Below are 14,105 nucleotides of genomic sequence, written 5' to 3' on the forward strand. Positions count from 1 at the left end.
CCAGGTGGATGTCACCTGGGCGGCATCGTGCCGGGTGGGGGTTCAGCCGGTCGGTCCTGCCGGGGTCGTGGTGGTCTTGAAGCCCTCGGTCTTGTTGGCCTGGAGGGCGAACTCATTGGTGAACGTCTTGCTGAGATCCACCGAGCCCTTGACGTCGCCGACCAGCTGTTCCGTCGCCAGGGAGGTCTTCGGGCCGCCGGCCGGCATGAGGCCGTCCGGGAGGAACTGGCCCTTGTCCTCGGTCAGGGCCTTGATGTAGTCGGCCTTGGTGACCAGTTGGTTGGACACGAATGATGACGGCAGCTTGTTCGCTATGTCGGCCGTGCTGTGGGTGTTGATCCAGTGCATGGTGGCGACGAGCGCGTCGACGACCTTCTGCACGGTGTCCTTGTGCGAGTTCACCCAGTCGGTGCGGGCGAGCACACTGGCCGCGGGGTAGGCGCCGCCCATCGCCGCTGTGGCGCCCTGCGTGGTGGCCAGGTCGATCGCGGACGTACCCACGCCCTTCTTCTCGATCGCTGCGACCGTCGGCTGTGTCGTCATGACGCAGTCGACCTTGCCGTTCTGTAGTGCGGCGATGGCGGTGGAGCCCGCGCCGACCCCGATCCGGTGGAACTGGCTGGTCTTGACACCCTTCTTGGCGGCCAGGAACTGGGTGAGCGTGTCGGTGCCCGAACCCAGGTCGGTGACGCCGAGGGTCTTGCCCTTGAAGTCGGCGCCCGAAGTGACGCCCGACTTCTTGGTGCACATCTCGCGCTCGCCCGGCGCGCCGGAGAGCTGGACGACGTCCTCGACCGCTTTGCCCTTGGCCTGGAACTCGATGGTGTGGTTGTACCAGGCACCTGCCATGTCCACCTGCCCCGAGGCCATGGCCTCTTCAGCGCCGACACCGCCGTCCTGTTCGGTGCTGAGCTGGACGTCGACGCCGTACTTCTTGTAGAAGCCCAACTGCTGGGCGAGCTGGTACGGCAGGTAGATCTGCTTGTCGAGGCCGCCGGCCATGAGCTTGACGGTCGGCGTGCCGCCGGAACCGCCGCTAGCCGTGCTGGCGCTGGAGTTGCCTGAACAGGCGCTGACTGCGCCGAGAGCGAGGACGGTGAGGAGAGACGCGGCGACGGCGACGGGTCGTCTGGACATGGCTGGCCACATTCCTTTTCTGGGTCGGAACAGGGGAGGGGAAGAGGGGTCAGAGGGCGTTAGACGCCTCGGTCGGGGCCGGCGGGCGCCAGGACAGCAGCCGGTGCTCGAGCTTGCCGATCAGCCACTCGGCGCCGAGCACGATGACCGAGATGACGAGCATCGTGGCGAACACGCCGTTGGGGTCGAAGTTGTTCTGCGCGGTCTTGATGACCAGGCCCAGGCCGCTCTGTGCGCCGAGCACCTCGCCGACCAGCGCGCCGACGATGGCGAAGCCGAAGGCGCTGTGCAGGCTGGCGATGATCCAGGTCAGCGCGGACGGCACGATGACGTGCCGGATGATCTGCATCTGCGAGGCGCCGAGCACCTTGGCGTTGGCGAGGATGTTGCGGTCGACCTCGCGGACGCCCTGGAAGGCGTTGAAGAAGACGATGAAGAACACCAGCACCGCGGCGAGCAGGATCTTCGGGAGTACGCCGATGCCGAACGCGACGATGAAGATCGAGCCGAGGACGATCCGCGGGATCGCGTTGACCATCTTGATGTAGGGGCCGAGCACGTCGGAGAGGTAGCGGCTCTGGCCGAGCGCCACACCGAAGATCACTCCGGTGACGGCCCCGAGGGCGAAGCCGGCGAGCGCCTCCTGGATGGTTGTCCAGACGTTCGAGTAGAAGGACCCGAACTCGGTGCCGTGCTGGAAGAGGTCGGCCAGCCGCTTGGCGATGCCAGACGGCTGCCCGAAGAAGAACGGGTCGACGATCCCCCAGGTGGTGAACGCCTGCCAGCCGCCGATGACCAGGACCGCGAGGCCGATACGACCGGCCCACACTTGGCCGGTGCGGCGCCGGAGGGCGCGTTTGGCGGCGGCCGCGCCCGAGGTCGGTGCGCTGCCTTTGACGGGAGTGGGCGAAACAGCGGACGTCGTGCTCATGCCGTACCTCCTGCGGTGCGTGCGTAGGCGCGCTCCACCTCCTCGCGCAGCGAGTCCCAGATCTGGTGCTGGAGTTCGATGAAGCGGGGCTGGAAGCGGATCTCCTGGACCGAGCCGCGCGGACGGGGCAGGTCGATGTCGAAGACCGCCTTGACCGATCCGGGGCTGGAGGTCATGACGACGACCCGGTCGGCGAGGGCCACGGCCTCGTCGAGGTCGTGGGTGATGAAGATGACCGACGGACGGATCTGCTCCCACAGGCCGAGCAGTTCGGTCGACATGATCGCCTTGGTCTGCACGTCGAGGGCGCCGAACGGCTCGTCCATGATCAGGATCCGGGGCTCGTTGATCAGCGCCGCGGCCATCGCCACGCGCTTGCGCATGCCGCCGGAGAGCTGGTGCGGGTAGCGGTCCTCGAACCCAGACAGACCCACCCGCCGCAGCCAGTCGCGCGCCGAGGCCTGGGCCTGCTGCTTGGGCACCCTGCGGAAGACCGGGCCCATCAGCACATTGCCCAGGACGGTCTTCCAGGGCAGCAGCGCGTCGGCCTGGAACATGAAGCTGACGCCGTCGGTGACGCCGTTCACCTCACGGCCGCCGACCTTGACCGATCCCTCGTTGGGCCGGTCGAGCCCGGACACCATGCCCAGCGTCGTCGACTTCCCGCAGCCGGTCGGGCCCACCACCGCGCAGAACTGGCCGGGCTCCACGGTGAACGAAACGTCCTGAAGTGCCGTGAACACCTCACCCGAGGGAGTCAGAAATCGTTTGGTGAGTCCGGAAATCTCGACTCGCGCGCTGTCCTGGCCGGCATTCTCGGCGACCGGGCTCACCGCCACATCGTTTCGCGAAGCCATCTGAGGCCGTCTCCTTCCCTGATCTCGGAGGTCGAGGAAGGCAGACGCTAGAGGCCGGCGGGTGTTACGTCGCTGTTTCATCCGTATCCCGCGTTAGCCGTGTTAGCCATGCTTTTGCTCGTTCTGCTCAGCCGCCGGGGGTGGGCAGAATGCCTGTGCCGGGAGCACAATCACGCCACCACGGGTACGGCGCAGGGGCCGCGCCCGGCAGCCGTACGACAGGCAAGAGACACCCGTGACACGCATCCGTATCCCGATCGGCCGCAGTGGGAAGGGGCGGCTCTCCGCGCGGATTCTGGCCAACCAGCTGGCCATCCTGGCGCTGACCGGGCTGATCGGTTTCGTGCTGTTCGCCTTCGCGCAGCGTGGCGAGATCGACCGTGCCTACGAGAAGCGGGCCCTGGCCATCGCCGAGACCACGGCCGCGGAACCGCAGATCCGCCACGCCATGCAGTACGGGGGCGGTGGCGACGTGGTGCAGACGGTGGCCGAGCGGATCCGGAAGGCGTCGGGCGCGTCGTACGTGGTCGTGCTCGACCTGCGCGGTATCCGCCACTCGCACCCCGACGCGGCGCTGGTCGGTGAACCGACGGGGGACCGGATTGTGGTGCTGGACGGCAGAACGCATGTCGGCACCGACCAGGGCGCGACCGGCCGTTCTGCCAACGGCAAGACTCCGCTGTACGGGCCGACCGGCAAGCTGGTCGGCGAGGTGTCCGCAGGGATCCCCGAGCACTATGTGCTGGGTGAGCTGTGGCGCGAGCTGCCCACCTTCGGCCTGTACAGCGCCATCGCCGTCGCGCTCGGCTCGACGGCCGCGTTGCTGCTGGCCAGACGGCTCAAGCGGACGACGTTCGGGCTGGAGCTGGAGGAGATCGCCGGACTGCTGCAGGACCGGGAGGCGATGCTGCACGGAATCCGCGAGGGAGTGGTCGCCTTCGACCCGGACGGCAGGATCACGCTGGTCAACGACGAGGCCCGCGACCTGCTCGGACTCGGCACCGCGCTCGGCAGCACGCTGGCGGAAGTCGTGCCCGACGGGCGGCTGCGCCGCGCCCTGGACGGCACCCTGGCGGGCGGCGACATCAGCGTGCTCACCGACGACCACTGCCTGGTCGTCAACCGGATGCCGGTGGCCCTGCACGGACGGGAACTGGGCGCCGTGGTCACCGTGCGCGACCGCACCGAGATGATCGGTCTGTTGCGCGAGCTGGACTCGGTGCGCGGGCTGACCGACGCGCTACGTGCACAGCAGCACGAGTTCACCAACCGTATGCACACGGTGGCCGGACTCCTGGACATCGGCGACCACGACGCCGCCTACGAGTTCGCCGTCGAAACGGCCGGTGCCGAGCAGGCACTGACCGAATCCGTACGGGAACGGATCGGCAACCCGCTGCTCGTGGGACTGATCGTCGCCAAGACCACGGTGGCCGCGGAACGTGGGGTGCGGATCGTCCTCAGCGAGGACTCCGCCCTCGGCGAGGACCCGCCGCATCTGCGCCGGCTGCTGACCATCATCGGCAACCTGCTGGACAACGCGATCGACGCGTCCGCGACCGGACCGGCGCCGTCGGGCGGTGCCGAGGTCTGTCTGTCGCTGATTGAGGCCGTGGACGCAGTGCGGGTGGAGGTGGCCGACACCGGCCCCGGCATCGCGCCGGACGCCGCCGAGTCCATCTTCGAGGACGGCTGGTCGACCCGCCCGGACCGCGGCACCGCCCGGCGCGGCCTCGGCCTCGCGCTCGTCCACCGGCTGGTGCAGCGGTACGGCGGCACGATCGCCGTCAGTGAAGGGCCCGGCGCCGTCTTCACCGTGATGCTGCCGGTGCCCGATACCGCGCCCGGCCCACGGGGCGCCCTGTTCACGACGGCTTCACCGGTGCTGGACCGCGTGGCGGGAGGCGATCGCTGGTGATCCGGACCCTGGTGGTGGACGACGACTTCCGAGTGAGCCGCATCCACTGCGACTACGTGTCCCGCGTCAAGGGCTTCGAGGTGGTCGGCCAGGCGGCGACGGTGGCCGAGGCGCTGGCCGCGGTGCGCGACCGCCACCCCGACCTGCTGCTGCTCGACATCTTCCTGCCGGACGGCAGCGGACTGGACGTGCTGCGCCGGCTCAGCGGCGACGAGGGCGGCGACCGCCCCGACGCCATCATGATCACCGCCGATCGGGACATTACCTCGGTACGGATCGCGATGAAGCTCGGCGCCGTCGGCTACCTGGTCAAGCCCTTCGGCGCGCCCGACCTCGCCGAGCGGCTCACCGCCTACCGGGAGCTTCAGCACCGTATGGACGCCCTGGGTACGGTCCCCGAGACCGACCAGGCCGACGTGGACGCTCTGTTCAGCGCCGCCCGGCCGCCGGCCGTGCCGCGCGTCCCCGCGAAGGGACACTCCGCGCCGACGCTTGCCCTGCTGCACCAGACCCTGCGCGGCGCGCACGACGCTCTGTCGGCTGCGGAGGCCGCCGAACGCACCGGCGTCTCCCGCGCCACGGCTCAGCGTTATCTCTCCTACCTGGTCAAGGAGGGCATGGTCCGCCTCGAACTTCGCTACGGGGCCACCGGCCGTCCCGAGCACCTGTACCGCATCACGCACTGAGCGGACGCTTTCGTTTGTTGAGCCCGTCGAGCGGACGGCTGGATGGGTCTTACACCAGGTGCGTGTCTCGCCACCGCGTTGATGCGGTTGCCTCCCGTCACCGGGGCGGTGTTCACGGTGACGCGGGGCAGGGCGGGTGCCGATGACCCTCTGTCCGCACGACCCGGCTCGCGGCTGTCTTCTGCAACAGCCCGTAGGCGAGCACCGGCAGGAGCAGGTGTGGTTTGTCGGGCAGCGTGATGGTGATCAGGACCGCGCTCGCGCTGCTGTTGTTCATGCCGCAGGCGAGCGTCAGCGAGGAGGAGGCGGGGCCGTCCAGATGCAGGAGCCGCGCGGCGGTCCGGCCCAACACGAAGGACAACAGGCAGACGAGCGCAGCCACGGCCAGTGCCGCGCCGAACAGGAGTGGGCGTGGGTGCGCGAGGAACGAGCCCAGGGCACCACTGGCGTTCACATATGTCAGGACGAGCGATCCGGCCAGCGCCACGGGCACGATCACGCGCAGAGCCCGGCTGAGCCACGCCATCGACAGCGCGAGTCGGAACAGGATGCCGACAGCACAGGGGAGGACCACGGTGACGAGCGTGAAGCCGCCGTGGACCGTGCGGCCCGTCTCTGCGAGCGTTTCCGCGTAGCCGTCGTCGAGGAGCGGCACCAACGTGGTGATGACCAGCGGGATGGTGAGCGGGCTGAGGAGCGTGGAGACGAGGACGAGTCCCACCATGGTGGGTTGGTCGCCGTCGCCCTTGCCGGTCCATACGGTGGCTCCGGCGGCCACGGGCATCGCCACGATCAGGATCATCGCGGTGATCAGTCCGCTGCCGCCGTCGCTGTCCGGGGTGCGGTGCAGTCCGAACGCGACGACGGGGATGACCAGGAGCGGGATCATGAGGTGGAGGACCATTCCGGCCAGCAGGGCGGTCGGCTTGCGGAGAAGGCGGCCCAGTTCGCGGACGGGAACCTGGACTCCGGCGGAGAAGAGCACCAGGGACAGCAGCAGCGGGGCGGTGCTCAGGGGCAGACCGGTGACGGTGCCCAGCGGCATGGTGTGGTCGCGGCGCAGCCACAGGCCGGGCCCGGGCAGGACGAGGGCGGCGACGTAGGACAGCACGACGGCCCGGCCCAGCCGACGGCGCAGCCAGGCCGTCACCCGGTCGGCAGGCGGTGCGGAGGCAGTCGAACGGTCCAAGGCGGCCTTCTTCCATGGCGGCGGAGGGGACGGGGGCGGAACGCCGCTATGCAGGAGCCGTGATCACGTGTCGTCATGGCACTCATGATGCTCGGGTGAGGCGGACGGGGCAGCCGGTGACGCACGGCAGTCAGGATGCGTTCAGGTATCCCGTGGCACGGTCGGGCCTCATGGCATACGAGACCTCACAGACGTCCACGCCCTCGGCGGCCGACACCCAGGTGTTGCCCTCCGGTCGCCGACTGGGCTGGAACAAGGTGCCCGAAGTCACCGTCTACTTCTGGGTCATCAAGGTGCTGTGCACGACCGTCGGCGAGACCGCGGCCGACCTGCTCAACGAGAAGGCCGGTCTCGGCCTGACCGGTGTGTCGGTGCTGATGAGCGCCCTGCTGGCGGTCATCCTGGTGGTGCAGTTCCGTACCACCGCCTACCGCGCGGGGGTGTACTGGCTCGCCGTCGCCCTGATCAGCGTCGTCGGCACGCTGATCAGCGACAACCTCACCGACAACATGGGCGTACCGCTGGAGACCACCACCACCGTCTTCGCGGTCATCCTGGCGATCGTCTTCGTGGTCTGGTACCGGCGCGAGCGGACCCTGTCCATCCACCACATCGACACCACGAGCCGCGAGTCCTCCTACTGGCTCGCCGTGCTGTTCACCTTCGCCCTCGGCACCGCGGCCGGTGACCTGGTCTCGGAGCGCATGGACCTGGGCTACTGGCTCTCCGCGGTCCTGTTCGGCCTGGCCATCGCCGCAGTCGCCCTCGCGCACTTCAAGCTCGACCTGGACGCCGTGTGGAGCTTCTGGATCGCCTACATCCTCACCCGTCCGCTCGGCGCGTCCATCGGCGACTACCTCTCCCAGCCCACCGGCGACGGCGGCCTGGGCCTGGGGACCGTCATCACCAGCGCGCTGTTCCTCACGGTCATCCTCGGCCTGGTCGTGTACCTCTCAGTGACCCGCAAGGACGTGGCGCAGCCTCAGCACACCGCCCGACACGCGGCCTGAGCAGGCAAGCTGCAGGCGTTCAGGATGCGTTCGGGCTGACGCTGCCAAGGTCGACTCCGGCGACCGCCCTCACGGTCGCCTCTTCTCGCAGGGCGCTCGTCCCCCATCGCGGGGCGGGCGCCCTGCCGTTCTTCCGAATAGGAGCCCCCCACCTTGGAGCAACCGGATCTCCTCACCGAGTTGGACGTCGCGAGTCAGACCAAGTCGGTGATGAAGAAACTCCCAGAAGTGACATTGGCGTTCTGGATCATGAAGATCGCCGCGACCACCCTCGGCGAGACAGCTGGCGACCTCTTCGCGCAGACTCTCAAGCTCGGCTACTTCCTCACCACGATCGCGCTGTTGATGCTCTTCGTGGTGACCCTGGTCGTCCAGCTCATGTCCAGCCGCTACAACCCGTTCTTCTACTGGACCGTGATCCTGTCGACCAGCATGGCCGGCACCACGATGTCCGACTTCATGAACCGTGACGCGAGCGCCAAGTTCCTCTCGGGCGGCGCCACTTCGCTCGGCTGGGGTCCGCAGGGCCTTGGCATGGGCTACCCGACCGGTGCCGCGATCCTCATCTCGATCCTGCTGGTCGTCTTTGCCGTCTGGAAGATGTCCGGGATGACCTTCCAGATCCGGGACATCGTCACCTTCCGCGGCGAGGCCCTGTTCTGGTCAGCGATCCTCGTCTCCAACACCCTCGGCACCTCCATGGGCGACTTCCTCTCCGACAGCTCCGGGCTCGGTTACGTCGGCGGCGCGCTGCTCGTGACGGGCGCACTGGTCGTCCTCGTCTCGCTGATGAAGGTGCCGGTCGTGCCGAACGTGCTGCTGTTCTGGGTCGCCTTCGTCCTCACCCGCCCGCTGGGAGCCACCGTCGGTGACTTCCTGACCAAGCCGGTCACCAAGGGCGGCCTGGACCTCGGCACCGCGGGATCTTCCGCCGTGCTGCTGGCGGTTCTGGTCGGGCTGATGGCATACGCGCAGGTGCAGGAGCGCAGAACACCGCAGATGACGGAGCGGGAGCCGGTCGCCCGGCGGGCCGACTGAGTCACGTCATCCGGCGGGCAGGGAGACCAGGAAACGTGCTCCGGGTGTGTGCCCGGGGTCGTGGGAGACCTCGCCGCCGACGGCGCGGGCCAGGCGCCGCGCGAGCGGCAGTCCCAGGCCCGCCCCGTCGTGCCCGTCGCCGGAGTCAGCGCGTCGGCCGGGCTGGAAGAGATCGTCGAGGAACTCCTCCGGTACGCCAGGACCGTCGTCGGTGACGTCGATGCGGACGCCGCCGGGCAACTGCCTTGCGGACACGGTCACCGTGGAGCCGGCATAGCGAACGGCATTGGCCAGCAGCGGGCTGACGATGCGTTCGAGAAGAGCGGAAGCGACGCCCGCCTCAAGCTGCTGGTCCGGAACGTCGACGACGGTCTTCAGCTGCACCCGCGCGTCGAGGCCCTCGACCAGCCCACGCCTCGTACCGGGCCCGCAGGGACAGCGCGAGCTTGTGCCGCTCGGCGGCCTGGGCTGCGGCGCGCATCCGCAGCGTCTGCTGCGTGGTGCGCACGGTGCCGCCGGCTTCGATCAGCAAGCGCCGGGCAGCACGCCTCGTCTCTCCGGCGCCTGCGGCGAGTTCGGTGAGGGTTGCGCCGTGCTGCTCGTAGAGGGTGCGGAGGTGGGCTGCGAGTCGCTTGCGGGCTTGTGGGTCCTGGCGCAGCCTGCGGGTCTGCCACGACGTGCGCATGACGGTCCCGGCATCGTGTAGCCGGTTGAGGACCGTGCCGTAGGACAGGCCGCTGGCGGCGACCAGTTCGTCGACCGTGGCACCGGCCTCGTACTGCTTACGCAGAGTTTCGGGCGTCACCGCCTCGCTCGCATCGGAGGTGACTGGGGGAGGGGGTTTCATGCGACGGACTCCCATTCGCTGAGGGCTTCGGCATGGGCAGCGGCCAGCTCGTCGTAACTGCGCTGGTCCGATGGGGTGATGAGGATCAGCCGGCCGTCGGTGGCGACCCGCCAGTCGGCGGCAGCGTGGCCGGTGGCCGGGTCGAGGACGCGCCCGTCCGGGGCGTGCCACGTCGGCGAGATCTCGTCGGGGCGCGGCGTAGGGACCAGGACCTGGCGGCCGTCGCGGACGATCACCACAGCCTTGATGCGGTGCCCCACAAGTCGGTCCAGCGCTTCCCGGTAGGCCGCACGCTCGACGGCGTGCAGGGCCTTCCGCTGAGCCGCGATGCCCCTGGTGCCGTGCTGCTCGGCGACCGTGTCCCAGCCCCGTGCCGGCTCCGCGGCGCGGCCGGTATCCCCATCGGGGAGGCTGATCCCGAAGCCTTCCAGGGCACGCGGCGCGAGGGCCCAGGTCTCCCCGGTGTGGTGGACGAGTCCGTGGTCGGCGAGGCGTTTGAGGGTCCGGTAGGTGGTGGCGCGGGAGACCGAGGCGGTACCGACGAGGTCAACGGCCGTCTGGTCGGGGCGCTGGTGCAGGGCACTGATGAGCATGAGGGCGGCGCTGCCGAGGCCGTGGTGGGCGAAGGCGTCGTGGCCCATCAGACGTGCGAGGACGGTGGAGTCGATGTCGGCGGTGGTGGCCGTCTCAGGGGTGGTCCACTCCCCAAGTGCCGGGTCGGGGGGGAACTGAGTGGTCCGGAAACGAGACAGCAGAGTTGGGACACGGTGACCGGGGATGTTGCCGTCGCTCAGGTACCAGGTCGAGCCCTCCCGGTCATGGCCGACCCGCAGCCGGCGCAGCCAGCCTCCCGGCTTCAGGACCGTCTCGTAGACGGCCCGCAGTGTCGTGCGGGAGATGCCCGCCTCTTCGGCGGTCTGGCGCTCGCTGGCGTGGTGCAGGAGTCCGCCCGTGATCTCGGCGAAGTTCAGATGAGCCCGCAGCACCCGCAGCGCGGTCCGTCCCCGCTTACCGCGCCACGGTGTGGTCTCGATGCGGTCCCGCAGCGCGACGAGGACTTCGTAGGCGTCGTCCCGGGAGCCGAGCGCCACGGTGGCGCTGACTGTCTGGACAGCGCTGGCCCAGACCCGGCGGACGTAGTCCAGGGCGCGCGTCTGCCCGGAGCGCAGCGCGATGCCGCGGGTGTGCCGTCCGCCTTCGTGCTCGGGGTGCAGCAGGAGTTGCGTCAGCTGGTCGAGGCTGCCGCCGGCGCGGGCGACGTGGCAGGCGATGGCCGCGGTGATGCGGTGACCGTGCTCGGCCGCGCCCTGACGGTCCCCGCGCAGGACCAGGCTTCGGCGATCGGATGCGAGTCGGCTGTAACTGCCGGTGGCGTAGCGGCCGGTGAGGTCGCCGAGCAGGATCAGATCGGCCGCAGCTGACGGCAGTCGGGACAGGCCCAGGGGGCCGCGGAGGTGGGTGACGCGTCGTTGGGGGAGTGGCTGGTGGGTGCTGTCTGTCACGGTGGGGTCGTCTCGCAAAGACGTGGACGCCACCCAGGCCCGCTAAAACCACGGGCGGCATCCGGAACCGACCTCCATCGGCGCCAGCAAGATCCCCAGGATGGCCGTCCTGGAGGCCCTCGTACGACTGGCCCCGAGCGGAGGCAGGCGTCCCCATCGCAGCTCGACCGAGGTCGATGCAGAGGATCGTCAGAGTGGCCCACTCGTGATCCACACCGGTCAACTCGGGTCCCTCAAAGGCCAGTTCCAGGGGCTGCTGCCTCTGACTGCCTCTGAGCGACCCGGGTCGAACCGGGGTCGAATCAGAGCGATTTCCTCTGACTGCCTCCGATCGCCTCTGCAACCCGTCCTAGCAGGTCACAGCCTCATCGCCTCGCATAAGTGCAGGTCAGAAAGGTGCGCTAGCTGTACCACTGGTTCCTGGCGAATGCGGTCATGTGCGGCATGAAGATCGGCTCCCGTCTCCGGATGGTGGGGACATCGTCGGGACGGGCATGACAAGGGCGCAATAGCGCTTCCGTCTCACGGAAGATGTCCGATGAAATGCCACGTCAGCGGGGTGATGCGTGAGTGTCCTCCCCGGTGGCGGTTGCGATGCTCGTCCACTGGGTCGCCTGGGTCGCCGCGCCGACCTCGATCTCCCGTGGCTATTTGAGCCACGTTTCTGCTCGTAAAATTATGCACGTATGACAGTTTTTAGAGTTCTGTGGCGAATCTGGTGCCGGATCCTGGTGGTACAGGAGCAGAAATTGCATGGTCGCAGATCAAATGCGTTCGTCGGTGCGTGTGCCGGCTTCGGGGTCGAATCCGGGTCGAATCTGCCCTTCTTTCGGCTCTTCAGTGTGTTGTCGCAGGTCGGGCAGGTGGCGCGAAGGTTTGGGGGCAGGAATCGCGAGCAGATTGATGGCCTGAAGGACGCGCGGAGACGGTCATCGACCGGCCGTTCGTCACGCGGTGACACACGCGGGATGCCTGCTTGGGCTTGCGCAAACGGGGTTGCTGTCGGGTGGTGACTCAGCCCAGGAGTGGCCCGGTTGGTTTCGGGCGGTGGGTACCAGCCCTGTGGCTGGGACTGGGAAGTCAGCGGGGAGCGAATTCGTCGTAGCGCAGAGCAGCGGACTCATAATCCGTCGGCCGTGAGTTCGGGTCCCACCTTAGCCGTGTCCTGACCTGCGGAAACGCCTCATCGGGCGTTCGGATTCAGGACTTTGGGTCAACGGCGTGAATCCGCTGCGCGTGAGCTCAACAGCGTTGCCGCCAATGGTAGTTCGAACTGTTCTGACCTGCACGGATGTCTTGGCTCGTAGCGGGGGAAGCCGCTGCATGTGGCCTCTGTGAGTGGCTGGGCGCCGAATTCGGGGCGTTGGCTGGACGCAGGGAATCGGAAGGGGCTGCCGCGGCGCCATCCTGCCCGACGCTGCTGGGGTGGGTGGCGGAGCCGCAGCAGGCGATCAGGGTGCTGCGTGACACTTGGATCACTGGGTTGCCACCAGACTGCGGTGCGGGAGAAACGGCCCGTACTGAAAACGGCCCAGGAACCTTCTCACGTCGGCGTCTGTTCCGATGGAGGTATGCCATCGACGAGGGGCACAGGGAGTGGAGGCCGGGCAGGTCGGTTGAGGCTCCCACCGTTGGTAGAGGTGTATGGCAACGAGATCATCGTGCTGCCACCGTTCTGCTTGCGCGGAGAGAACGTGCCTGGCCCGCGGACAGGAGCGAGCGAAGGGAGTATCACCTTCGCTCGCGTGGAGAGCACCGAGGACGGCCGTGCCGCTGCTTGCGGCGCGGCGATGCTCTCCCGACGCGGTCAGGGGAGTGCCACCTGCGGGTTCACCGCCATACCGAAGAGCGGCAATGCCGGCCGGCCGATCTCGACAGCCTGCCTGGCGGTGCAGTTCGGCGCCAACTCCTGGTCACGGTTCCTGCAACGCAGCGACAGGGAGTTCGCCCGAGCCTCGGACGACCAGGTGGGTGGGGACGGTGATGGTGCGGGCGCGGGTGCGGTCGCCGTCGAGTCGGGTCAGCGCGGTGGTCGCGGCTGCCCTGCCGAGTTCTTCCGCGTCCTGGGCGACGACGGTCAGGGCCGGCTCGAGTGCCTCGGCGAGCGAGACGTCGTCGAAGGCGACGACGGCGACGTCCTTGCGCTTGCTGCGGGCCAGTTCGGCGACGATGCCCAGCGCCATGATGTTGTTGCCGGCGAACAGCGCTGTGGGGGGATCGGCCAGGCCGAGGAGTTGGGCGGTCGCGGCCTCGGCTCCTTGCTGGTTGTGGGCGTTGGCGAGGAGCGAGCGGTCGTCGGGGATGTCGGCTTCCTGGAGTGCCGAGCGGTAGCCGGCCAGACGTTCACGGCGGGTGTACAGCTTCACGGGCAGGTCGGCGACGAAGCCGATGCGCCGGTGTCCGTGGGCGATGAGGTGGGCGACGCCGTCGTGGGCGCCGGCCCGGTTGGAGCTGACGATGCTGTCGGTGGCGAGGCCGACTCCGGGTCGGTCCAGGAAGATCACGGGCAGCCCCGCCGTACGGTGGGACTTGAGGTGGGAGTGGTCGGCGCCGACGGACGGTACGACGATCAGGATGCTGACGCGGCGGGCGAGGAACTTGTCCGTCAGGGCGCGTTCGCGCTCGGGGTCGTCCGCGGAGGAGCCCATGAGGAGGGTCAGTCCGCGTTCGCGGACGGTGTCCTCGATGGCGCGGGCCACGGCTCCGAAGAAGGGGTTGGCGAGGTCGGGAATGACCAGGCCGATGGTGGTGTCCGGGCCGCCGATGCGGATGTTGCGGGCCATGAGGTTCGGCTGGAAGCCGAGCTTGGCCACTGCGGCGAGTACCTGTTCCCTGGTCTGCGCGGAGGCGGGTCCGTCCTCGTTGAGGACTCGGGAGACCGTCTTGGCGCTGACGCCGACTTCTCGGGCGACGTCGGCCAGGGTGGGGCGGCGGTTCGCTGCCATGGAGGAAACCGTCTCCTGAGGGCTCTCGCTTCCGGCCGCGGCCTC

11 protein-coding genes and 1 pseudogene are annotated in these 14,105 nt (G+C 68.7%); 4 read left to right on the forward strand and 8 right to left on the reverse strand.

Features of this window, described 5'->3' with window-relative positions; genetic code table 11:
• Nucleotides 1–42 precede the first annotated feature (42 nt).
• The 3 genes from ACFYR3_RS37160 to ACFYR3_RS37170 are packed head-to-tail and all read right to left on the reverse strand — an operon-like array spanning nucleotide 43 to nucleotide 2,925.
• A complete protein-coding gene (locus tag ACFYR3_RS37160) occupies nucleotides 43–1,137 on the reverse strand; it encodes an ABC transporter substrate-binding protein (protein ID WP_355855023.1) in 1,095 nt (364 codons plus the stop codon).
• A 49-nt stretch (nucleotides 1,138–1,186) separates the two neighbouring features.
• Nucleotides 1,187–2,068 carry an ABC transporter permease gene (locus ACFYR3_RS37165; protein ID WP_355855026.1) on the reverse strand — a complete coding sequence of 294 codons (882 nt, stop codon included), beginning with the start codon at nucleotides 2,066–2,068 and terminating at the stop codon, nucleotides 1,187–1,189.
• Entirely contained in the window at nucleotides 2,065–2,925 is an 861-nt protein-coding gene (locus tag ACFYR3_RS37170) for an ABC transporter ATP-binding protein (protein ID WP_389286383.1), read from the reverse strand. The genes ACFYR3_RS37165 and ACFYR3_RS37170 overlap by 4 nt, the downstream gene beginning before the upstream one ends.
• A gap of 235 nt (nucleotides 2,926–3,160) precedes the next feature.
• Between ACFYR3_RS37170 and ACFYR3_RS37175 the strand changes: the two genes are divergently transcribed.
• The gene (locus ACFYR3_RS37175) at nucleotides 3,161–4,843 is read left to right on the forward strand and encodes an ATP-binding protein (protein WP_389286385.1); all 1,683 of its coding nucleotides are present in this window, start codon (nucleotides 3,161–3,163) and stop codon (nucleotides 4,841–4,843) included.
• On the forward strand, nucleotides 4,840–5,529 hold the full coding sequence (locus ACFYR3_RS37180) for a response regulator (protein WP_355855034.1): 690 nt from the start codon (nucleotides 4,840–4,842) through the stop codon (nucleotides 5,527–5,529). The genes ACFYR3_RS37175 and ACFYR3_RS37180 overlap by 4 nt, the downstream gene beginning before the upstream one ends.
• A 112-nt stretch (nucleotides 5,530–5,641) precedes the next feature.
• On the opposite strand, the gene ACFYR3_RS37185 is transcribed toward ACFYR3_RS37180, so the two are convergent.
• Nucleotides 5,642–6,718: a sodium-dependent transporter gene (locus ACFYR3_RS37185; RefSeq protein WP_355855037.1), complete on the reverse strand. Its 1,077-nt coding sequence runs from the start codon at nucleotides 6,716–6,718 to the stop codon at nucleotides 5,642–5,644.
• A 170-nt stretch (nucleotides 6,719–6,888) separates the two neighbouring features.
• Here ACFYR3_RS37185 and ACFYR3_RS37190 point away from each other — a divergent pair, with 170 nt between their 5' ends.
• Both ACFYR3_RS37190 and ACFYR3_RS37195 read left to right on the forward strand, forming a co-directional pair.
• Nucleotides 6,889–7,728, forward strand: a complete 840-nt coding sequence (locus ACFYR3_RS37190) for a hypothetical protein (RefSeq protein ID WP_355855039.1) — start codon at nucleotides 6,889–6,891, stop codon at nucleotides 7,726–7,728.
• A 153-nt stretch (nucleotides 7,729–7,881) separates the two neighbouring features.
• Nucleotides 7,882–8,766, forward strand: a complete 885-nt coding sequence (locus ACFYR3_RS37195) for a hypothetical protein (RefSeq protein WP_355855041.1) — start codon at nucleotides 7,882–7,884, stop codon at nucleotides 8,764–8,766.
• A gap of 6 nt (nucleotides 8,767–8,772) precedes the next feature.
• Here ACFYR3_RS37195 and ACFYR3_RS37200 read toward each other — a convergent pair.
• From ACFYR3_RS37200 to ACFYR3_RS37215, 4 genes and pseudogenes are all read right to left on the reverse strand, one after another.
• Nucleotides 8,773–9,114, reverse strand: a pseudogene (locus ACFYR3_RS37200) (sensor histidine kinase); the annotation flags it as partial.
• The gene (locus tag ACFYR3_RS37205) at nucleotides 9,107–9,613 is read right to left on the reverse strand and encodes a helix-turn-helix domain-containing protein (RefSeq protein ID WP_355855044.1); all 507 of its coding nucleotides are present in this window, start codon (nucleotides 9,611–9,613) and stop codon (nucleotides 9,107–9,109) included. The pseudogene ACFYR3_RS37200 and the gene ACFYR3_RS37205, both read right to left, overlap by 8 nt.
• Entirely contained in the window at nucleotides 9,610–11,115 is a 1,506-nt protein-coding gene (locus ACFYR3_RS37210) for a transcriptional regulator (protein ID WP_389286388.1), read from the reverse strand. Before ACFYR3_RS37210 ends, ACFYR3_RS37205 begins: the two co-directional genes overlap by 4 nt.
• A gap of 1,913 nt (nucleotides 11,116–13,028) precedes the next feature.
• On the reverse strand, nucleotides 13,029–14,060 hold the full coding sequence (locus ACFYR3_RS37215) for a LacI family DNA-binding transcriptional regulator (protein WP_326784480.1): 1,032 nt from the start codon (nucleotides 14,058–14,060) through the stop codon (nucleotides 13,029–13,031).
• Nucleotides 14,061–14,105: the final 45 nt, after the last annotated feature.

The organism is Streptomyces sp. NPDC005784, assembly GCF_042871525.1.
Classification (GTDB): domain Bacteria; phylum Actinomycetota; class Actinomycetes; order Streptomycetales; family Streptomycetaceae; genus Streptomyces.

Coding starts and splice junctions, on each gene's coding strand:
- ACFYR3_RS37160 (WP_355855023.1), bottom strand. CDS start 1,137: ATGTCCAGACGACCCGTCGCCGTCGCCGCGTCTCTCCTCACCGTCCTC.
- ACFYR3_RS37165 (WP_355855026.1), bottom strand. CDS start 2,068: ATGAGCACGACGTCCGCTGTTTCGCCCACTCCCGTCAAAGGCAGCGCA.
- ACFYR3_RS37170 (WP_389286383.1), bottom strand. CDS start 2,925: ATGGCTTCGCGAAACGATGTGGCGGTGAGCCCGGTCGCCGAGAATGCC.
- ACFYR3_RS37205 (WP_355855044.1), bottom strand. CDS start 9,613: ATGAAACCCCCTCCCCCAGTCACCTCCGATGCGAGCGAGGCGGTGACG.
- ACFYR3_RS37215 (WP_326784480.1), bottom strand. CDS start 14,060: ATGGCAGCGAACCGCCGCCCCACCCTGGCCGACGTCGCCCGAGAAGTC.
- ACFYR3_RS37190 (WP_355855039.1), top strand. CDS start 6,889: ATGGCATACGAGACCTCACAGACGTCCACGCCCTCGGCGGCCGACACC.